21 protein-coding genes are annotated in these 18,756 nt (G+C 66.6%); 13 read left to right on the forward strand and 8 right to left on the reverse strand.

What is annotated here, in order from left to right; translation table 11 throughout:
• Positions 1-389: 389 nt before the first annotated feature.
• Together CFB47_RS34835 and CFB47_RS34840 are read right to left on the reverse strand one after the other, a co-directional pair.
• A complete protein-coding gene (locus CFB47_RS34835; protein ID WP_089463946.1) occupies positions 390-611 on the reverse strand; it encodes a hypothetical protein in 222 nt (73 codons plus the stop codon).
• 63 nt (positions 612-674) lie between these two features.
• Positions 675-938 (reverse strand): HPr family phosphocarrier protein, encoded by a 264-nt coding sequence (locus tag CFB47_RS34840; RefSeq protein WP_179250258.1) that lies wholly within the window; start codon positions 936-938, stop codon positions 675-677.
• A gap of 363 nt (positions 939-1,301) precedes the next feature.
• Between CFB47_RS34840 and CFB47_RS34845 the strand changes: the two genes are divergently transcribed.
• On the forward strand, positions 1,302-1,646 hold the full coding sequence (locus tag CFB47_RS34845; protein ID WP_089463947.1) for a zinc ribbon domain-containing protein YjdM: 345 nt from the start codon (positions 1,302-1,304) through the stop codon (positions 1,644-1,646).
• Between the two features lie 43 nt (positions 1,647-1,689).
• Positions 1,690-2,526, forward strand: coding sequence for a spermidine synthase (locus tag CFB47_RS34850; protein ID WP_089463948.1), 837 nt, complete (start codon positions 1,690-1,692; stop codon positions 2,524-2,526).
• Between the two features lie 33 nt (positions 2,527-2,559).
• Here the strand turns inward: CFB47_RS34850 and CFB47_RS34855 are convergent, their stop codons facing one another.
• Positions 2,560-2,745 carry a ribbon-helix-helix protein, CopG family gene (locus tag CFB47_RS34855; RefSeq protein ID WP_021158209.1) on the reverse strand — a complete coding sequence of 62 codons (186 nt, stop codon included), beginning with the start codon at positions 2,743-2,745 and terminating at the stop codon, positions 2,560-2,562.
• Between the two features lie 86 nt (positions 2,746-2,831).
• A complete protein-coding gene (locus tag CFB47_RS34860) occupies positions 2,832-3,590 on the reverse strand; it encodes a YoaK family protein (protein ID WP_089444189.1) in 759 nt (252 codons plus the stop codon).
• A 270-nt stretch (positions 3,591-3,860) separates the two neighbouring features.
• Here CFB47_RS34860 and CFB47_RS34865 point away from each other — a divergent pair, with 270 nt between their 5' ends.
• From CFB47_RS34865 to CFB47_RS34875, 3 genes are all read left to right on the forward strand, one after another.
• On the forward strand, positions 3,861-4,211 hold the full coding sequence (locus tag CFB47_RS34865; RefSeq protein ID WP_089444220.1) for a hypothetical protein: 351 nt from the start codon (positions 3,861-3,863) through the stop codon (positions 4,209-4,211).
• Positions 4,208-4,420, forward strand: a complete 213-nt coding sequence (locus tag CFB47_RS34870) for a twin transmembrane helix small protein (protein WP_006489184.1) — start codon at positions 4,208-4,210, stop codon at positions 4,418-4,420. Before CFB47_RS34865 ends, CFB47_RS34870 begins: the two co-directional genes overlap by 4 nt.
• A gap of 492 nt (positions 4,421-4,912) precedes the next feature.
• Positions 4,913-6,355: a sensor histidine kinase gene (locus CFB47_RS34875; protein ID WP_089463949.1), complete on the forward strand. Its 1,443-nt coding sequence runs from the start codon at positions 4,913-4,915 to the stop codon at positions 6,353-6,355.
• A 13-nt stretch (positions 6,356-6,368) separates the two neighbouring features.
• Here CFB47_RS34875 and CFB47_RS34880 read toward each other — a convergent pair whose 3' ends face one another.
• On the reverse strand, positions 6,369-6,842 hold the full coding sequence (locus CFB47_RS34880; RefSeq protein ID WP_089444191.1) for a thioesterase family protein: 474 nt from the start codon (positions 6,840-6,842) through the stop codon (positions 6,369-6,371).
• Positions 6,843-7,073: 231 nt separating this feature from the next.
• Here CFB47_RS34880 and CFB47_RS34885 point away from each other — a divergent pair, with 231 nt between their 5' ends.
• The 8 genes from CFB47_RS34885 to CFB47_RS34915 all read left to right on the forward strand — a co-directional run bounded on the left by CFB47_RS34885 (position 7,074) and on the right by CFB47_RS34915 (position 15,585).
• On the forward strand, positions 7,074-8,012 hold the full coding sequence (locus tag CFB47_RS34885; protein WP_089463950.1) for a response regulator: 939 nt from the start codon (positions 7,074-7,076) through the stop codon (positions 8,010-8,012).
• Between the two features lie 503 nt (positions 8,013-8,515).
• A complete protein-coding gene (locus tag CFB47_RS41395) occupies positions 8,516-8,677 on the forward strand; it encodes a hypothetical protein (protein ID WP_179259036.1) in 162 nt (53 codons plus the stop codon).
• A gap of 172 nt (positions 8,678-8,849) precedes the next feature.
• Positions 8,850-9,779 (forward strand): TauD/TfdA family dioxygenase, encoded by a 930-nt coding sequence (locus CFB47_RS34890; RefSeq protein ID WP_089444193.1) that lies wholly within the window; start codon positions 8,850-8,852, stop codon positions 9,777-9,779.
• Positions 9,780-9,828: 49 nt separating this feature from the next.
• On the forward strand, positions 9,829-10,860 hold the full coding sequence (locus CFB47_RS34895; protein ID WP_089459343.1) for an ABC transporter substrate-binding protein: 1,032 nt from the start codon (positions 9,829-9,831) through the stop codon (positions 10,858-10,860).
• Between the two features lie 64 nt (positions 10,861-10,924).
• Positions 10,925-11,914, forward strand: coding sequence for an ABC transporter ATP-binding protein (locus CFB47_RS34900; RefSeq protein WP_089463951.1), 990 nt, complete (start codon positions 10,925-10,927; stop codon positions 11,912-11,914).
• The gene (locus tag CFB47_RS34905) at positions 11,911-12,798 is read left to right on the forward strand and encodes an ABC transporter permease (RefSeq protein WP_089429657.1); all 888 of its coding nucleotides are present in this window, start codon (positions 11,911-11,913) and stop codon (positions 12,796-12,798) included. The genes CFB47_RS34900 and CFB47_RS34905 overlap by 4 nt, the downstream gene beginning before the upstream one ends.
• 167 nt (positions 12,799-12,965) lie before the next feature.
• Complete coding sequence (locus tag CFB47_RS34910; protein ID WP_089463952.1) at positions 12,966-14,183, forward strand: acyl-CoA dehydrogenase family protein; 1,218 nt, start codon at positions 12,966-12,968, stop codon at positions 14,181-14,183.
• Between the two features lie 40 nt (positions 14,184-14,223).
• Complete coding sequence (locus CFB47_RS34915; protein ID WP_089463953.1) at positions 14,224-15,585, forward strand: LLM class flavin-dependent oxidoreductase; 1,362 nt, start codon at positions 14,224-14,226, stop codon at positions 15,583-15,585.
• A gap of 2 nt (positions 15,586-15,587) precedes the next feature.
• On the opposite strand, the gene CFB47_RS34920 is transcribed toward CFB47_RS34915, so the two are convergent.
• From CFB47_RS34920 to soxC, 3 genes are all read right to left on the reverse strand, one after another.
• The gene (locus tag CFB47_RS34920; protein WP_089463954.1) at positions 15,588-16,775 is read right to left on the reverse strand and encodes an LLM class flavin-dependent oxidoreductase; all 1,188 of its coding nucleotides are present in this window, start codon (positions 16,773-16,775) and stop codon (positions 15,588-15,590) included.
• A 109-nt stretch (positions 16,776-16,884) separates the two neighbouring features.
• On the reverse strand, positions 16,885-17,409 hold the full coding sequence (locus CFB47_RS34925; RefSeq protein WP_089459348.1) for a c-type cytochrome: 525 nt from the start codon (positions 17,407-17,409) through the stop codon (positions 16,885-16,887).
• Complete coding sequence (gene soxC / locus CFB47_RS34930; RefSeq protein WP_089463955.1) at positions 17,402-18,676, reverse strand: sulfite dehydrogenase; 1,275 nt, start codon at positions 18,674-18,676, stop codon at positions 17,402-17,404. The genes CFB47_RS34925 and soxC overlap by 8 nt, the downstream gene beginning before the upstream one ends.
• Positions 18,677-18,756: the final 80 nt, after the last annotated feature.

Here is an 18,756-nt window from a genome sequence, read left to right on the forward strand (position 1 = left end):
GGAGCATGGGAAGGTCAGGCCGTCGGCATGTCGATGCCGCGCTGGTTGGGTCCCGTTCACGCACCGGCAGGCAGATCGGCCGGCGATGTTCCTCGGCGAGCGACGACGTGCGATTGACGGCAGGCGACGGCGGCCCGCTGCGGGCGGGCAGTCCAATTCGGCAAGACAGGGAGCCGGAATGATAGCAAAACCCTTGCACGGACGGGCTGCGGTGCGGGCGGCCGGAGGTGATGCCGCCGCATCGACGACGCCGTACGGGAAGCGGACGCCATTCCATCGTCTTTCCGCGCGATAACCGCGCTTTCATGCGGTGCGACGCCCGTCCGATGTGCGTCCGGCACTCGACATGATGCCCCGAGGGATCAAGCTGATTCGCGGCCGCCGGCGGTCTACTTCCGGTTCTTCAGGAAGGTCCGCCCCTCGGCCGTGATCGACGCGCCCGAGCGGCCGTGTGCGGGATGGCTGACGAAGCCCGCGCTCACGAGTTCGCTCGCGATCGACCAGCCGAGCGCCGGCGCATCGCGCCCGTAGCGGACGTCGGCGAGACGCTCGAGCGCCCAGATGGCGGAGGCCGACAGGTTCGGGGGGTTGGGCGTGAAGTTGTCGCTCATCGCTTCCTCGTGAAAAGGGGATTCGGGGTGGGCGGGGTGCCGTGACATCGGGCGGCGCGCCGCTCAGCTCGCCTGCAGCACGGGCAGCAGCGCCTGCAGCGCCGCCTCCTCGTCGGGGCCGGTGGCCAGCACCTGGGCGGACGTGCCGCCGTGCACCTGCAGCGCCGCGACGGCGGCGCTGTCCTTCGCGTCGCTGCTGATCCCGTTCGCGATCAGCAGGATGTCGCTTTCGAAGCCGCGCGCCGCATCGACGGCTGCTGCTCGTGCGGCGTAGCCGCGGTTGCGGTTCCACGCGGGACCGATTTCAACGTACACAACGGTTGCCACGATGTCGGAGAGCCTCTGGACGGAACGTCGGGATCGGTGTGCGGCGCCGGGCCGGCGGTGCGCCAGGCACGGGAGAAACGCGCTTTTCCGCATGACGCCGGTAAGCCGGCAGCGCCGCAGGGGCATGTGCATCCTGCATTCATGTGCCGGCATTCTCGGTGAAACTGGCGGCAAGTCCGGCGAACGGCGCGAAAACGCTGATTATAATACAGATGCCAAGATATGTGTATTGCATTATAATGTCGTGTGCGCCGGAGGCGGCTCGCCGACCCGTCGGCGCGTGCCTTCAGGCGGGCCGGGCGACGCTGCCAGCGTGTCCGGCCTTTTTATCGACGACTCAACTCCCCCTGAATGGAAGCTGCAATGAACGCCGCCCCCGCCTGCCCGCAATGCGCGATGGAAAACACTTACCCGGACGGCACGCTGACCGTATGCGCGGACTGCGGCCATGAATGGTCGGCCGGCGCCGGCGCCGAAACGGGCGACGAACCGGCGGGCGACGTCGTCAAGGACGCCAACGGCAACGTGCTGTCGGATGGCGACTCGGTCGTGCTGACCAAGGATTTGCGCGTGAAGGGCTCGTCGATCACGCTTAAGATGGGTACCAAGGTCAAGAGCATCCGGCTCGTCGGCGGCGATCACGAGGTCGACTGCAAGACCGACATGGGTGGCTTCATGCTGAAGGCCTGCTACCTGAAGAAAGTCTGAGCGCGCGCGCTCCCATCGACCGTCAGCAATCGACAGCCCGTTCATGGCCGAGGATCGAATTTCCTACGACGCGTTCGTCAGGTTCCTGGCGACGCCGCTGAACGACGGCCGGCCATTCGTGCTGGAGACGCAGCACGCGCTCTCACTGCACTTCGACCATTTCGGCACGCAGAGCTTCATGTCGCTCCGGGATCCGGGCCGGCTCGAGCTCGGCTATACGCGCGTGATGATGGGCTTTCTGCTGCTGCAGCCCGAGCCCGCGCACATCTGCATGCTCGGGCTCGGCGGCGGTTCGCTGGCGAAGTACTGCTACCGGCACCTGCCCGGCGCGACGATCGACGCGGTCGAGATCAACCCGGACGTGATCGCGCTGCGTGACGTTTTCAGGATTCCCGCTGATGACGGCCGGTTCACGGTGGTGTGCGCCGACGGCGCGGATCATCTGGCAAGGGCGGATGTCCGGACGGACGTGATCCTGCACGACGCGTTCGTCGCCGACGGCATGCGGGGCCGCTGTACGGGCGCCGCATTCCTTGCCGCATGCCACGCGCGCCTGGGCGAAAACGGCGTGCTGGCAATCAACTTCATGGACGACGATCCCGCGCTGCCCGAGCATCTCGAGCAGTTGCGCTCCGTATTCGGCGCGTCGTACACGCTGGCGCCGTGCGGCGACGACAACAACTTCATCGCGTTCGCATGGAAGGGGGGCAGCCGGCTGCCGTCGCTGCGGATCCTGCTCGAACGCGCCCTTGCGTGTGCGCGGGCCGGCGAGCTCAAGCTGGCGGCCACGGCGAGGCGGATGAAGGCCGGGGAGAGCGTCGACCCGCAGCGGCTGGTAATGCGTGCGCAGCCGCACGGGCGATGGGAGATCGGCGCGTAGCCTGCAGGCAGGCGCGGCCTGTCCGGCCGGCCGTTACTTCACGCGCTTGCCGAGCGCGCTCTTGGTCTTGTACGTCACGCCGTGGCGGTCGAGATACTCGCGGATCAGTTGCCGCACGACTTGCGACGGCGTGAGATCCTGCTCCGCGCAGAGCATCTCGAAGGCTTCCTTTTTCGCGGGGTCGATCAGGACGGTCAGGCGGGCGGTTTTCGTTTCCATTGCGAGGCGAGGGTGGTCGGTATGTTAATCAAATTATAATCGATCCGCCTTCGGCGCCGCCGCCGAAAGCGCGCTCCGGTGCGCGATCAGCGCCTGCTCCGGAGCAATACGAGCAGGTCGTCGATCACCGGCACGATCGCGAGCGTGACGAGCACCGCGGCAAGCGGTACGGTCGACACGTAGCCGACATGCTTGAAGCCGATCGCGCCGGCCAGGCCGCCGATGAAGAACGACGCGAGCATCGTCGCGTGAATCCGCAGTTTCGAGCGGTTGGCAATGACCGCATGCGCGTCGACGTCGACCGCCGACCGGTTCCAGTAGAACAGCTTCCCGAGCTCGATGCCGAGGTCGGTCACGATGCCGGTCATGTGCGTCGTGCGGATCTCCGCGCCCGACAGTTTCGTGATCGTCGCGTTCTGCAACCCCATGATGAAGCACAGCAGCGTCACGGTCACCGGCACGAAGAAGGTTTCCCACAGCGCGAGGTGGCTGCCGAGCAGCCCGAACAGGAGCAGCAGCGCGGCCTCGACCAGCAGCGGCAGCATGTACTGGCTGTGCAGGCCGCGACGGCGGCCCCAGTTGACGAGGATCGCCGAGCAACTGGCGCCGATCAGGAACGACCCCAGCGAGCTGATGCCCGCCAGCGCGAGCCGCACGTCGCCGAGCGCCGCCTGGTCGGCGATCGCCGACACGATGCCGCTCATGTGCGACGTGTATTGCTTGACCGCGAGGAAGCCGCCGGCATTGGCCGCGCCGGCGACGAACGCCAGCGAGAACCCGAGCTGACGGTTCGCGGTCGCGCTGCGGTGTTTTCCCGTCAGGTTTCGAAAGTACTGCGCTGGCATAGGGGCTCAGGGGCTTCGCTCAATCGCCGCGGGTCGCGGGCATGGACATGACGACCGGCACCGGACGGCAGGGCGGGCACGCCGCCTGCGCACCGGTGCCGGGTTTCTCGAATCATGTGACGACCATGATAATGCCATTATCATACTCTGTTAGTCGAATAGGGCTTTCAGTACAATGTCGTCCGGCGCGGCCTGACTGCGGCCCGATTGCGGTTTCGCTACCGTATGGGCGCGCCGCGCGCATTCGCGATCACTTCTGCCCACCGTTTCATGACCCCGATCAAGTTCATTCTTCGCTATACGGCGATCCCGTTCACGGCCATCGTGGCCGTGGTGATCTGGACTGTCATACCATCGTCGAAAGAGATCGATGCGAGACAATATGCGGCGCTGTCGCGCGCGTACGCGAGTTTCCCGCTGCCGTTCCGGCGCGAGATCTCGGAGACGATGGACCACGGCCGGATCAACGACCGGCGCTACCAGGCGCTCGTGCGCGATTCGCTGGGCAACGGCGTCGCGCTGGACTGGCCGGCGTCGGGCGTCGGCGCGCTCGCCGACGAGCGGCACAAACTGGCCGAACTGATTCAGGCCGATTCCGATCTTCAAGGGCATCACCAATGAAAACTCTGCTGGTTTCCGTGGCATTCGCGATGATCATCGCGAGCCTGATCTTCGCGCTGTATTTCATGAATCACGATCGCGGCAAGTCCAAGCGGATGGCATGGTCGCTGGCAGCGCGCGTCGGGCTGTCGGTCACGCTGTTCCTGTCGCTGCTGATCGCTTACAAGCTGGGCTGGATCGAGCCGACCGGGTTGCCGATCGGGCGCTGAAACGCGAACGCCCCGTTGCATGCGGGGCGTTTGCGCAAATGCGAGTTCCGATCTTCAATAGCGCTATTGTGATAAGAAAAATTATCGTGACGACATGGATGCGTGACCAAAAATCAGGGTTCGCACGACGCGCGACAGAGGCTGCCCACGCGGCAACGGCAGCGCAGGGGAGTCGATACGGGGTTTCGCGAGACCACGGCCAGTGACAACGTGCATTCGCGACGTGCAGCCGCATGAATTCACGAGGCCTTCGCACCTTCCGGCCAACGTTGAACGGCGAAGTGACAACCTCGCTTCGCAAACCGCGACAATTTCATTCTGGTCAACGCTACCCGGCATACGGCACCGCGCGCGCAACAGTCGTGATGCGCGGCAGCCCCGTGGACAAACCCGCCGCGCTCGCACGCCTGGCTCGGCGTGCTACTCTCGCGAACGGCACCGGCCAGGACAGTTCAGTGGTGCGCGACCCGTCAACATGCTGGATTCACGCATATGTACTCGATCTTGCCTGCGTTCGTATCCGCGTTGTTTCTCGGGTTTGGCCTCTACGTGCTGGCCACCAAGGGGCTCACGCGGGTCTCCGTCCCGTTCGTCCTGATGTGCGCGACGACCTTCGTCTGGCAGGGAACGTGGGCCTTCCTGTTCCAGACGACCGACGCGGACGTCGCCAACGTGTTGGTCAAGGCCGGCTATCTGTTCATCCTGTTTCTGCCGACGACCTTCTATCATTTCGTGACGGAAGTCGTATCGCGTCGGGACGAGCGGCCGGTCATATTCGCGTCCTACGGACTCTGCGTCCTGCTGGCCGTGCTGCTGGTCACCAGCAACGCGGTCGTCGATGGATTCCGCCCGCATTTCTTTGGCCCGTATCCCAACGCGGGCCCGCTGCATCCGTTGCACGTCGCGCAGACGGTACTCCTGGTCTGCCGCAGCGGTTGGCTTCTGATCGAGGCAAGACGTCAGGGGCGGGCTCGAGACGTCCGGCAGTTGCTCACGCAATGCCTCGTCAGCCTGGGCCTCTACTCGCTCGCGGCGACCGACTATGCGGTGAACTACGGCGTCGACTTCTATCCGGTCGGGGTGCTGTTTATCGCGATCAGTCTCGGGATACTCGCGACGTCGATCGTCCGCTACGGGCTGATGGGCCCCTATCTGCTGGCCGCGACGGTCGCGCACGAAGTGGCCACGCCGCTCGCGGCGATCGGCCTGCACGCGGACGAGCTGCGCTCGGTCCTGCCGGTGCTGGTGCGCGGCTATCGGCTGGCGGTGGAGCACCGGTTGTGCGCCGACGGCTTGTATCCCGGGCAACTGGAGCGGCTGCCGACGCTCGCGTCGTCGATCCGGCGCCAGGTCGACACCACCAGCACGGTGGTCGAGATGTCGCTGGCGTCCTTTACGCTGGACCGACTCGATCGCCACAGCTTCGCGGCCTATCCGATACGGGCCTGTGTCGACGCCGCCGTGGATCGCTTTCCGTTCCGTCCGGGTGAGCGGGACCGCGTATCGGTCGACGCGATCGATACGGACATCCGGTTTTTCGGCTCCGACTCGCTCGTGATCTTCGTCATCTTCAATCTGCTGAAAAACGCGCTGTACGCGATCCACGCAAACGGCCGTGGGCAGATCGAGATCGACGCGCATCGCAGCAACGGTTACTGCGTCGTGCGTTTCAGCGATACGGGCCCGGGCATCGCCCCCGATGTGCTCCCTCAAATCTTCGACGCCTTTTTCTCGACCAAGTCGCACGGTCGCGGCGCCGGCATGGGCCTGAGTTTTTGCCGCCGCGCGTGTGAAGCGCTCGGTGGCACGATCACGTGCGAATCCGTCCCCGGCGTGCGGACCACGTTCACGATTCGGCTGCCGGAGCCCGGCGCGCCGGCGGACCCGACATTGAACGGTCCGCCGGCGCTCCCCCCGCGCTATCGCGTCGGGTAGGGCGGTCTCACATTCAGTTCGCGCTGGACGGCAGGATCAGCTCATACGCCTTGACCCGCTCGATGATGCCCGGCGGAAACCGGCGGATCCGCTTGTCCGAACCGGCAAACACGATCTGCTGATACCCCAGCGACACCTGCCGCCCGTCCACGCAGAAGCGGAACAGCAGATAGGCCGAGCATTGCCGAACCTCGAACGTATTGAGAAAGCAATCGACGCGCTGGAACGGAAACGTCTCGTGGACGTATTCCTGATGCGCACGCTTCGTCACGAATGCGCCGCCGGCCCCCATCAGGTTGTCGTGGATGCATTCGTGAAACCAGCGCTCACGGCACACGCCCTGCCATTCGAAATAGCGTGCGAAATAGGTATTCATGAAGGCATTGGAATCCTTGAGGTAAATGTCCATCACATGGTGGAAGGTTTTCTCGGAAAGATGGGCCGTTTCGTTGGAAAGGACGTGAAGAATCGCGTCTCGCGTCAACATGAATAACTCCTTGAATCGCTACTGGCGGTAGCGGCGCATTCCTTCAACGAGAAGGAATGGCCCGATTCTCCCCGTGCAATTCTGCCGAGCGGCGCGCTCGTAATATGACGAATGAGCGGATGACGAGCAGTTGATGTGCGTCCTACTTTCGCCGGATAATTGCCGCAATAATCATTCGCGGCAAATCGCCGCCGATACCGCCTCTTTTTCTGCTGATTTATCGAGACTCTTATGCAACCCTTCGTCAGGCAGCCGGTGCTTTACCCCGTGTCCGTGGTATTTGTCGACGACAATCCGGATTTCCTGCAGGCGCTGCGGGGCGCATTTCCGGACGAACGCCTGAACCACTTTTTTACGCACCCGCGGGCGGCGCTCGACTTCGTGTCGTCGCGTGACGCGGAGATGCCCCCCACGGCTGCGGACTATTTCGGCGCGGAGAAAACCGGCGGGAATGCGATCGGCGAGGATGCGCTTGCCGATCCTGCCCGATTCGAGGCGGTGGGCGCGGTGGTCGTCGACTATTCGATGCCGGAGGTCGACGGCATCCAGTTCCTGACCTCCATCCGCAACGCGAACTGCACGAAAATCCTGCTCACCGGCATCGCCGACGAGCGCGCGGCGGTGGCCGCGTTCAACGCGGGACTGATCGATTGCTACCTGAAGAAAACCGACGTCGAGATGGCCCGCAAGCTGGCAACCGCGCTGGACGACGCGAAACGCAAGTGCTGCGCGGCCCGCGGGCACATCAGCCTGCATGAAGCGGGGGCGACCTACCGGGATCCACGCATCGTCCAACTGATCGATGAGGTGGCCGCGCGGGAAGGCATCGTCGAATACTACTGGCGCCCCAATCAGGACGCGGTGCTGATGTTCGATGCCGCCGGCGCGCCCAGTGTATTTCTCGCCTGGAGCGAAGAGGATTGGGCGTTCCACTGCGATATCGTGTCCGACGCGGGCGGACCGGCCGAATTGCGCCAGGACATGGAAGCGCGCCGCATCATGCCGCTATTCTGGCCGTTTCAGGCCTATCGGCAGGGCCTCGCGGACATTCGCTGCACGGCCCCGCTTCCGGTTCCGGGATGGCACGGCACGTTTTATAGCTGGCTCCGGCTGGATGATCCGGTCACCGAGCGCGAACTGCCTACATTGGCAAAATGGCGTCACGCGTAAAGGATCATTCGCTGATTTCCAGATGGGCGGTGCTGTCGTCGGCTCGGTAGCCACTCGAATTGGAACAATCCCTGTCAATGTTGTCAGTTATCAGCGGCGCGGGATTTTGTTTCAATAGCAGCTTGTTCCGAGGGCCGCCCAATATTCCAATAGACGGCACATCCGTTCAGTGCAGACCGTTGACCAACGGTCTGCACACGCTTCCAATATCGATCGGTTCTCGATCTGATTTTGTCATCACGCTTCACAAAAGCTGAAGCGGCAAACGATCCCGAAAATTTCCGATTGGCTCGTTAAAGCTCGTTTTCACGGCACGTCGATTTAGAGCGTTCGCCGCATTGCGTCCGCCGGGCGCGTCATATATTCAAATGGACGCCCTCAGCCACCCACCGCCATTAATACGTACCGGAATGCGGCAATCGAACTGAAATCGAAATCTGCCGGGAATCGCCCCCAGAAGCCTGCGCTTCCTGAACTGGGCCTTCGCGGTTGACGACGAGCGCGTGTACTACCGGACCAACACGAACCTGGCCGTGTGCGAAGGCATCGATCGCGCGAGCGTGGAAGCCGTGCCGCCGCTAGGCATCCGCGACAAGAGCGGGCTGATCGACATCCGGTATCCGGAAGGCGCCGTGCACTTACCGGCCCCGTCGACGGAATCGTGACGGCCGCCGCGGCCGGCCGTTTCCGCACGAGAGACCGCCGCCCGCTGCCGCGCCGTATGCGGGAGCAGCGATCTTTATCAGCGCAGCAGATAAACGTATCGGAATCGCTTCGTTGACGCGGTGCGGCACGCACTCGTAGATTCGCGTTTTGACCGAATCAGGGGGCCGTGCCGTGACGACTACCGCCATCCGCGACGACGCATCGCTTTCCGCCGGGCATCCGCCCGCGTCGCGGCCGCGCGTTGCGGCGCAGCATTTCGACATCGTGCCGTTCGATGCGCCGCTCGGTGCCGAAGTGGTCGGCCTCGACCTGTCGCAACCGCTCGACGCCGGCGACTTCGCGCGCATTCATCGCGCGCATCTCGACCATCACGTGCTGGTGTTTCGCGACCAGCGCATCACGCCGGACGAGCACATCGCGTTCAGCCGCCGCTTCGGCCCGCTGCAGATCCACGTGCTGCACCAGTTCGCGCTCGCCGGCCACCCGGAGGTGCTGATCGTGTCGAACGTCGTCGAGAACGGCAAGCCGATCGGGCTCGGCGATGCGGGCCATTTCTGGCACTCCGACCTGTCGTACAAGGAGAAGCCGAGCCTCGGCTCGCTCCTGCATGCGCAGGAACTGCCGGCCGAAGGCGGCGACACGCTGTTCGCGAACATGCATCTCGCGTGGGACACGCTGCCGGCCCATCTGCGCCGCGCGGTGGAAGGGCGGCGCGCCGAGCATACGTATCTCGCGCGCTATGCGGAGCTGCAGGCGCGCAGCCCGTGGCGGCCGAACCTGTCGCCCGAGCAGATCGCGCAGGTTGCCGCGGTCGTGCATCCGGTCGTGCGCACGCATCCGGAAACGGGCCGCAAGGCGCTGTTCGTCAGCGAGCATTTCACGACGCGCATCGTCGGGCTGCCCGACGACGAAAGCCGCGCGCTGCTCGACGAGTTGTTCGCACACAGCGTGCGTGCCGAGCATGTGTACCGGCACCAGTGGCGCGAGCACGATCTCGTGTTCTGGGACAACCGTTCGCTGATGCATCTCGCCGCCGGCACGCCCGACCATCTGCGCCGCAAGCTGTACCGCACGACGATCGAAGGCGACGCGCCTTTCTGAGCCGCGTTCCGCCGCGTCAATCATCCGCCCCATCCTGACTGGAGTTCCGATGCCGTTTTCGTTTTTGCCGGCGCGCCGCGCGCTGGCGGCCGCACTGACCGCAGCGCTCGCGTTCGCCGGCGCACTCGCCCCGCAAGCCGCACACGCGGAAGGCCGCATCCGCATCGCCGAGCAGTTCGGCGTCGTCTACCTGATGCTGAACGTCGCGCGCGACCAGCAGTTGATCGAAAAGGAAGGGCGCAAGGCCGGCCTCGACATCAAGGTCGACTGGGTCCGGCTGTCGGGCGGCGCGGCCGTGAACGACGCGCTGCTGTCCGGCGCGGTCGACATCGCGGGCGCGGGCGTCGGGCCGCTGCTGACCGTGTGGGACCGCACGCGCGGCCGGCAGAACGTGAAGGGCGTCGCGTCGCTCGGCAATTTCCCGTACTACCTCGTCAGCAGCAACCCGAACGTGAAGACGATCGCCGACCTGAGCACGAAGGACCGCATCGCTGTGCCGGCCGTCGGTGTGTCGGTGCAGTCGCGCGTGCTGCAGTACGCGGCCGCGAAGCAGTGGGGCGACAAGCAGTTCGACAAGCTCGACGCGCTCACGCAGGCGATTCCGCATCCGGACGCAACGGCGGCCATTCTGGCGAACAGCAGCGTGATTACCGGCCACTTCGGCAATCCGCCGTTTCAGGAGCAGGAACTCGCCGGCAACCCGAATGCGCACATCGTGCTGAATTCCTACGACGTGCTCGGCGGCCCGAGCTCCGCGACGGTGCTGTATGCCACCGAGAAATTCCGCGACGACAATCCGAAAACCTATCGCGCATTCGTTGCCGCGCTGGCCGAAGCCGCGCGCCAGATCGCGGCCGATCCCGAGCGCGCGGCCGATACCTATATCCGCGTGAACGCATCGAAGATCGATCGCGCGCTGCTGCTGAAGATCCTGCGCAATCCGCAGGTGCAGTTCAAGACCGCGCCGCAGAACACGCTTGCGCTCGCGCAGTTCATGCACCGCACCGGTGCGATCCGCAACGAACCGAAGTCGTGGCGCGACTATTTCTTCGACGATCCGGCGACGGCCGGCGGCAGTTGAGCGGAGCCGCTTCGACGCCGCGATCGACGCTTATGCGTCGGTGCGGTTTCGATATGGGCAATCGATGGTTGGCCCGCGAAAGGGCTGGCCGCATGCTGATGCTTTACCCGCAAGAGATTCGATCGTGAACGCCACTTCTCCCCGAACCTGGCTGCCGCCGTATGCGGCACGCGGCGGCGCGGCGCCTGCCGGCCACCCCGAGCCCGACGCGCAAGTCGCCGGCCGGCCCGCGCCGGATGCCGCGCAGGCCGGCGCGCACAGTGAACGCCTGCTCGCCATCGACCGCGTGAACCTCGAATACCGCAGCGGCGCGCGGATCGTGCGCGCGACCCACCAGGTCAGCTTCGACGTGTACGGCAGCGACCGCTTCGTGCTGCTCGGCCCGTCGGGATGCGGAAAGTCGACGCTGCTGAAGGCGATCGCCGGCTTCATCGAGCCCGTATCGGGTTCGATCGCGCTCGACGGCCGGCCGGTGCGCGGGCCGGGCCCTGACCGCGTCGTGGTGTTCCAGGAATTCGACCAGTTGCCGCCGTGGAAGACGGTCGTCGAAAACGTCGCGTTTCCGTTGCGCGCCGCCGCAAGGTTGTCGCGCGCCGAAGCGCGGGCGCGCGCGCTGCATTATCTCGACAAGGTCGGGTTGAGCGGGTTCGCCGACGCCTACCCGCACACGCTGTCGGGCGGCATGAAGCAGCGCGTCGCGATCGCGCGCGCACTGGCGATGCAGCCGCGCGTGCTGCTGATGGACGAGCCGTTCGCCGCGCTCGACGCGTTGACGCGCCGCAAGATGCAGGAGGAACTGCTGCGCCTGTGGGACGAATTCCGTTTCACGCTGCTGTTCGTCACGCATTCGATCGAGGAAGCGCTCGTCGTCGGCAACCGGATCCTGCTGCTGTCACCGCATCCGGGCCGCGTGCGTGCGGAGCTCAACAGCCACGAGCATTCGCTCGACAACGTCGACACCGGCGACTTCCGCGACAACGTCGCGCGGATCCATCGCCTGCTGTTCGATACCGACACGACCCACGCCCCGACGACGGGGGAAGCCGCATCATGAGCACGATCGATCCGGCCCTGCCGCCGCTGCCGCCCGTGCGCGCCGAATACGAACGCACGCTCGACACGCTGCCCGACGCCGAACGTGCCGTGCCGGCGCCGCTGTGGCGTCGCGTCGCCGGGGCGGGATGGTTTCGGCGCAGCGTCATCGCACTCGTGCTGATTGCCGCATGGGAGATCGTCGCGCGCATCGTCGCGAACGATCTGCTCGTGCCGACCTTCGGCGCGACGCTGGCCGCGTTCGTGCAGGGCATCGAGTCGGGCGAACTGCTGGTGAAGACGGGCATCTCGCTGTCCGTGTTGCTGCGCGGCTACGCACTGGGCGTGTTCTTTGCATTTGCGCTGACATCGCTCGCGGTATCGACGCGCATCGGCCGCGACCTGCTGGCGATGCTGACGTCGATGTTCAATCCGCTGCCGTCGATCGCGTTGCTGCCGATCGCGCTGCTGTGGTTCGGGCTCGGCACCGGCAGCCTGCTGTTCGTGCTCGTGCACGCGGTGCTGTGGCCGCTCGCGCTCAGCATGTATACGGGCTTCGCGGGCGTGCCGGCCACGCTGAAGATGGCGGGGCGCAACTACGGCCTCACGGGCCTGCGCCAGATCGCGCTGATCCTCGTGCCGGCCGCGCTGCCGTCGATCCTGTCGGGCCTGCGCGTCGGCTGGGCATTTGCGTGGCGAACGCTGATCGCGGCCGAGCTGGTATTCGGCGCGAGCGCGGGCCAGGGCGGGCTCGGCTGGTACATCTTCCAGAACCGCAACGAGTTGTATACGGATCGCGTGTTCGCCGGCCTCGCGGCCGTCATCGTGATCGGCCTGCTCGTCGAGAATCTCGTGTTCGACACGCTCGAACGCGTGACCGTACGGCGCTGGGGCATCCAGCACTGATGTCACCGCACGCGGCAATTCCCGGCGCCTGCATAACGTAAGCTGAAATCGGCTTTTCACGCGCGCCGGGTGCGTCCCTATACTTTGCGGTGCTGCGCACGCGGCGGTTCGCACATGCCGCGATCGCGCTGCGCTGCGCCCGATCTTCCCGAACAAGGACCTGCCGAATGACTGCCCGTGATGCCGTCGATCCGCGCGACGCGTTGCGCGACGCGCTTGCCGCGCTACCCGATCTCGCGAACGCGATCGGGCAGGATGCCGCGCAACGCGAGGCGCGTCGCGAACTGCCGTTCGAGGGGTTTGCGGTCTTCCGCCGCTCGGCGCTGGGCGTGCTGCGGATTCCGGTGGAACGCGGCGGCCTCGGCGGCACGCTGGTCGACCTGTTCGACACGATCGCGACGCTGGCCGCCGCCGATTCGAATCTCGCGCACGCGCTGCGGATCCACTACGACCAGATCGAGACGCTGCGGCTGTCGCCGCGCACACCGTTCAACGACGTGCAGCTCGAGCGGGCGCTGGCCGGCGCGATCTTCGGCGGCGCGTCGACCGAGCGCGGCACGTCGCGGCCCGGCGAAAACACCACGGTGTTGCGCCGGGACGGCGATCACTATCGCGTGACGGGCCGCAAATACTATTCGACCGGCACCGCGTTTGCCGATTTCGCGCGCATCAACGTGGAGAACGAGCAGGGTGACGCGGTCGCCGTGATCATTCCGGTCGCGCGGGACGGCGTGCAGGTACTCGACGACTGGGACGGCATGGGCCAGCGCATGACCGCGAGCGGCAGCCTGCTGCTGAACGACGTGCAGGTGTTCGCGGATGAAGTAGCCGCGCGCGACGGCTCGACGCTCGTCGGTCGCCATTGCGGCGCGCTGCGGCAGCTGCATCTCGTCGCGACGGGTGCGGGTATCGTGCGCAACGTGGTTGCCGATGCGCGCCGCTACGTGCTCGCGCACGGCCGCCCGGTGCTGCACAGCCCGGCGCCGACCGCGCGCGACGATCATTTCATCCAGCAGGTCGTCGGCGAGCTGTCCGCCCACAGTCATGCAATCGATGCGCTCGTCCGTGAAAACGCGCGGGCGCTCGACCGTTCCGCCGACGCGATCGAAGCCGGTGACGCCGATGCGCATGCGCTGGTGCTCGACAGCGCGCTCGCCACGGCACGCACGCAGCTCATCGTCAGCAAGCTGGCGCTGCATGCGGCGGAGCGGCTGTTCGAAGTCGGCGGCGCATCGGCGACGGCGCGCGAACACAACCTCGACCGGCACTGGCGCAACCTGCGCACGATCTTCAGCCACAACCCGCTGTTGCACAAGGCGCGCGTGATCGGCGACTACGAGCTGAACGGCGTGACGACACACCTGACCGAAGGCCGCGTGTTCTGACGAGACCGCGTGCGGCCCTCTTTTTTGGAAATCCGTCCCGATGACGACCCGCCCCGGACACCTGCATCTCGGCGCATTCCTGTACCCGACCGGCCATCACATCGCCGCATGGCGCCACCCCGGTTCGCAGGCCGACGCGGGCGTCGATTTTCGCCACTACGTGCGGCTTGCCCAGGCGGCCGAGGCCGCGAAGTTCGATCTCGTGTTCCTTGCCGACGGCGTGGGCACGCGTGGCGACGACGTCGAGTTCCTGAGCCGCACCGCGCACAGCTACATCGCACAATTCGAGCCGCTGACGCTGCTGTCGGCGCTCGCGGCCGTCACCGAGCGGATCGGCCTCGTCGGCACCGCGTCGACGAGTTTCAACGAGCCGTTCCACATCGCACGCAAGTTCGCCTCGCTCGACCACATCAGCGGCGGTCGAGCGGGCTGGAACCTCGTCACGTCGTCGAGTGAGCACGAGGCGCGCAATTTCAATCGCGACGCGCATTTCGATCACGCCGAACGCTATGCGCGTGCGGAGGAGTTCGCGGATGTCGTGCGTGGCCTCTGGGATAGCTGGGACGACGATGCGTTCGTGCGCGATCGCGCATCGGGCCGCTTCTTCGATCCCAGCAAGCGCCACGTGCTCGACCATCGCGGCCGCTTCTTCCAGGTGCGCGGGCCCTTGAATGTCGCGCGGCCGCCGCAGGGGCACCCGGTCGTCGTGCAGGCCGGTTCGTCGCCGGCCGGTACGCGGCTGGCCGCGCGCACGGCCGAGGTGATCTTCACCGCGCAGCAGACGCTCGACGACGCGGTCGCGTTTTATGCGGACGTGAAGGGCCAGCTCGCGGCGTTCGGCCGCGATCCCGATTCGCTGAAGATCATGCCGGGCGTGTTTCCGGTGGTGGGGCGTACCGAAAGCGAAGCGAAGGAGAAATTCGACGCGCTGCAGTCGTTGATCGACCCGACGGTCGGGCTCGCGCTCGTATCCGGCCTCACCGGCGGGTTCGACCTGTCCGCGTATCCGCTCGACGGTCCGATTCCGCCGCTGCCTGAGACGAATGCCAGCAAGAGCCGACAGGCGCTGACGATCGAGCTCGCGCGCCGCGAAAACCTGACGATCCGCGAACTCTATTTGCGTGTCGCCGGCGCGCGCGGCCACTGGCAGCTCGTCGGCACGCCGGAACAGATCGTCGACCAGCTCGAAGAGCGCTTCGTGCGTTACGGCGCGGACGGCTACAACGTGATGGCGCCGACGTTGCCCGGTGGCCTCGACGATTTCATCGCGCTGGTACTGCCCGAGTTGCGCCGCCGCGGGCTGTTTCGCCACGACTATGCGGGCCATACGCTGCGCGAGCACCTGGGGCTGCGGCGGCCCGTACGCCACGACTCCGCCGCCCGTACCGAAACGGCCGCCTGACGTCAGCGCCGCAACCCGGCATCGCGCAGCAGCGGCAGCACGCGCTCGCCAAAGAAGTCGAGATCGGGCTTGAAGTCGTAGAAGCTCAGCTGGATACCGTCGATGCCCGCGCGATGCAACCGCACGATCGTCTCGGCGACTTCCTCGGGCGAGCCCGTGATCGAGATATTGCCGCCGATCGCGCGCGCGGCCGCCTGCGAGCGCTGGTCGAAGCCGCCGCGCCACGCATGCGCATCGCTGTCGAAGCGATGAAAGCTGCCTTCATCCGCATGCGCGACGATTGCGTCGCGGTACGCGCGCGCTTCGGCCGCCGTTTCGCGGCAGATCACGAGCGGGTTGAGCAGCGTGCGGATCGCCCGGCCGCGGGCCGCGGCGGCCGCCTTCACACGCGCGGTATGCGCGGGCAGTGCGTCGATCGCGCGTTCGGCGTCGGGGCCGGCCGGGCTCGTGACGAATACGATGTCCGAATAGCGTGCCGCGAAGTCGATGCCCGCGTCGGACCCCGTCGCGTTGATCAGCAGCGGGCGGCCGTAGCGCGGCTTCGGCGTCACGAATGCGCCGCCCAGCCGCCAGCTCGACAGCGCCGGCGTGTAGCTGAAATTGTCCGGTTGCGCCCACAACTGTTGGACCGCGTCGAGAAATTCGGCCGCCATTTCATAGCGCCGGTCGTGTTCGATCCGGTTCCAGCCGAACATCTCGTGCTCGATTGCGCGGTGGCCGGTCACGACGTTGATGCCCCAGCGCCCGCGCGAGATGTGATCGAGCGTCGCGGTGAATTTCGCGAAATGCAGCGGATGCCATGGCCCGTAGAGCACGTGGCTCGTCGCGACGAGGATGATCCGTTCGGTACGCGCGGTCAGCGCGGCCAGCGTCATGAACGAGTCGAGCGCCTGGCCGTCGAACACGCCGCCGTAACCGCCTTTCGGCAACCACTGCGACAGCGCGAACACGAGATCGAAGCCGAGTGCCTCCGCGCGCGCGACCAGGTCGGCGTTGTAGTCGAAGGTCCAGTCGGTCGTGCGCGGCAGCGTCGACGCGCTCCAGCCGCCGGCCTGGATCGGCAGGAACAGCCCGAGCATCAGCGGCTGCGCGAGGACGCGCGACACCGGGCTGTCGGGGAAATCCGCCGGCGAGCGGACGTCGACGAACGGCGACGGCGCGACCGGAGCGGCGAGGGACGTGTCGCTCATGAAAGCTTCCTTGCGGGTTGGACAGGGGCCGGACGACCACGCGCGGCACGTGCGGCGGCGAATCGCCCCGGTGTCATGCACGATGTGCGTGCGCGTGGTTCGAGCCGCGTCACAGCGTGCCGGGCCTCGGATCGGGCACGAACCCGTCGCGGTTCGGCATCCGCACGCGTGGCAGCGTGCGCGCGTCGAGCCGTGCATCGCCGGGCACGATGCCGTTCAGATGGAGCACATACGCGGTGACCGCATAGACCTCGTCCGCGCTCAACGATTGCGGCGCGTTGTACGGCATCGCGCGGCGGATGTAGTCGAACAGCGTCGTCGCATACGGCCAGTAGCTGCCGACCGTCTTTTTCGGCTTGGCGCTCGCGAGCGAGCCGATGCCGCCGACGAGCGGATCGCCGACGCCGCCTTCGCCGCCGGCGCCGTGGCACATCGCGCATTTGTCCGCGAACACGTGAGCGCCGCGCGCGACCGTTCCCGAGCCGGGCGGCAGGCCGCTGCCGTCGGGCGCGACGTCGATGTCCCACGCCGCGAGCGCCGCGCGGTCGACCGGCTGGCCGAGACCGTAGCCCGCGCCGAATGCGCTCGGAACCAGCAGGGATGCGGCGAGCAGGCAGGCAAGCGGTTTACGCATTACGCACCTCGCCGTCCGCGCCGACGCGCCAGTTCTGGATGCCGTTGTAGTGGTACTGCGAATTGACGCCGCGCACGGCGACGAGCGCCTCGCGGGTCGGCTGCACGTAGCCGGTGTCGTCGGTGGCGCGGCTTTGCAGGTCGGCGGGCTCGCCGTTCCAGATCCAGTCGGCTTCGAAGCGCGTCAGTGCGCGATCGCGCACGTCGCCCGCGAGCCGCGCGGGCCGCCAGGTGCGGCCGCCGTCGGCCGAGACGTCGACCGCGCGAATCCGGCCGCGTCCCGACCACGCGTAGCCGCCGATCGGGTAATAGCCGTGCGCGGCGAGCCGATGGCCGGCCGACGGCCGCGTGATGACCGACTTCGCATCCATCTCGAACACGAACTGGCGCGCGCAGCCGTCAGGCAGCAGGTTCGTGTATTTCGACGTTTCCTCGCGCGTCATCTCCGGCGCGCGCACCAGCTTCAGCCGCCGCAGCCACTTGATGTTCGTGTTGCCTTCGAATCCCGGCACGATCAGCCGTACCGGATAGCCGTTCTCGGGGCGCAGCCGTTCGCCGTTCTGCGCATAGACGACGAGCGCGCGCTCGAGGATCCGGTCCAGCGGCAGGCTGCGTGTCATCGCCGCGCCGTCGGCGCCTTCGGCGAGCAGCCAGCGTGCGTCCGGATCGATGCCGGTTTCGTCGAGCAGCGTCGAGAGCCGGACGCCCGTCCATTCGCAGCACGACAGCAGCCCGTGCGTGAACTGAACGGGCAGCCCGCTCGGGCCGTTCCATTCGCTGCCGGTGTTGCCCGAGCATTCGAGGAAATGAATCCGCGACTCCGACGGAAAGCGCAGCAGGTCGTCGATCGTGAACACGCGCGGCTCGCGCACGAGGCCGTGCACGACGATGCGATGACGCTGCGCATCGATCTCCGGCACGCCCGCATGATGACGCTCGTAGACGAGGCCGTTCGGCGTGATGTCGCCGAACAGGTCGGCGAGCGGCGTCATCGACGAGCCGGAGCCGGGCAATGCCGGCGTGCGGGCGCTGCGGCGGATCACGTCGCGTTCGTGCGGCCCCGGCATGCCGTAGGGCGGTGACAGTAGCGGCGCACCTGGGCCGCGGGTCCAGGGCGGCACGTCGAGCGGAGAGAGTGGTGCGGGCGGCTGGCTCGCCAGCGCGCCGCCGGCAGGCAGCATCGCTGCCGCCCAGCCGCCGGCGAGCCGGCGCAGTGCTGCGCGCCGGCCGCTGCGCGGTGGATGGGGCGGGAAACGGGAGTCGGTCATGGTCGAACGCGTATCGTGCGCCGGGGCAGCGCGCGGGGAAACGCCCATTCTCGGCAACCGAAACCGGTGCGACAAACAAC

The sequence above is a fragment of the Burkholderia sp. AU27893 genome (genome assembly GCF_002223205.1).
Classification (GTDB): domain Bacteria; phylum Pseudomonadota; class Gammaproteobacteria; order Burkholderiales; family Burkholderiaceae; genus Burkholderia.

Bases quoted from the DNA above. Each gene is read 5' to 3' on its own strand.
- CFB47_RS34885 (WP_089463950.1), top strand. From the start codon at position 7,074: ATGCAACCCTTCGTCAGGCAGCCGGTGCTTTACCCCGTGTCCGTGGTA.
- CFB47_RS34925 (WP_089459348.1), bottom strand. From the start codon at position 17,409: ATGCGTAAACCGCTTGCCTGCCTGCTCGCCGCATCCCTGCTGGTTCCG.
- CFB47_RS34910 (WP_089463952.1), top strand. From the start codon at position 12,966: ATGACTGCCCGTGATGCCGTCGATCCGCGCGACGCGTTGCGCGACGCG.
- CFB47_RS34870 (WP_006489184.1), top strand. From the start codon at position 4,208: ATGAAAACTCTGCTGGTTTCCGTGGCATTCGCGATGATCATCGCGAGC.
- CFB47_RS34835 (WP_089463946.1), bottom strand. From the start codon at position 611: ATGAGCGACAACTTCACGCCCAACCCCCCGAACCTGTCGGCCTCCGCC.
- CFB47_RS34915 (WP_089463953.1), top strand. From the start codon at position 14,224: ATGACGACCCGCCCCGGACACCTGCATCTCGGCGCATTCCTGTACCCG.
- CFB47_RS34920 (WP_089463954.1), bottom strand. From the start codon at position 16,775: ATGAGCGACACGTCCCTCGCCGCTCCGGTCGCGCCGTCGCCGTTCGTC.
- CFB47_RS34860 (WP_089444189.1), bottom strand. From the start codon at position 3,590: ATGCCAGCGCAGTACTTTCGAAACCTGACGGGAAAACACCGCAGCGCG.
- CFB47_RS34850 (WP_089463948.1), top strand. From the start codon at position 1,690: ATGGCCGAGGATCGAATTTCCTACGACGCGTTCGTCAGGTTCCTGGCG.
- CFB47_RS34880 (WP_089444191.1), bottom strand. From the start codon at position 6,842: ATGTTGACGCGAGACGCGATTCTTCACGTCCTTTCCAACGAAACGGCC.
- CFB47_RS34845 (WP_089463947.1), top strand. From the start codon at position 1,302: ATGAACGCCGCCCCCGCCTGCCCGCAATGCGCGATGGAAAACACTTAC.
- CFB47_RS34875 (WP_089463949.1), top strand. From the start codon at position 4,913: ATGTACTCGATCTTGCCTGCGTTCGTATCCGCGTTGTTTCTCGGGTTT.
- CFB47_RS34905 (WP_089429657.1), top strand. From the start codon at position 11,911: ATGAGCACGATCGATCCGGCCCTGCCGCCGCTGCCGCCCGTGCGCGCC.
- CFB47_RS34895 (WP_089459343.1), top strand. From the start codon at position 9,829: ATGCCGTTTTCGTTTTTGCCGGCGCGCCGCGCGCTGGCGGCCGCACTG.
- CFB47_RS34900 (WP_089463951.1), top strand. From the start codon at position 10,925: ATGGTTGGCCCGCGAAAGGGCTGGCCGCATGCTGATGCTTTACCCGCA.
- CFB47_RS34865 (WP_089444220.1), top strand. From the start codon at position 3,861: ATGACCCCGATCAAGTTCATTCTTCGCTATACGGCGATCCCGTTCACG.
- CFB47_RS34855 (WP_021158209.1), bottom strand. From the start codon at position 2,745: ATGGAAACGAAAACCGCCCGCCTGACCGTCCTGATCGACCCCGCGAAA.
- soxC (WP_089463955.1), bottom strand. From the start codon at position 18,676: ATGACCGACTCCCGTTTCCCGCCCCATCCACCGCGCAGCGGCCGGCGC.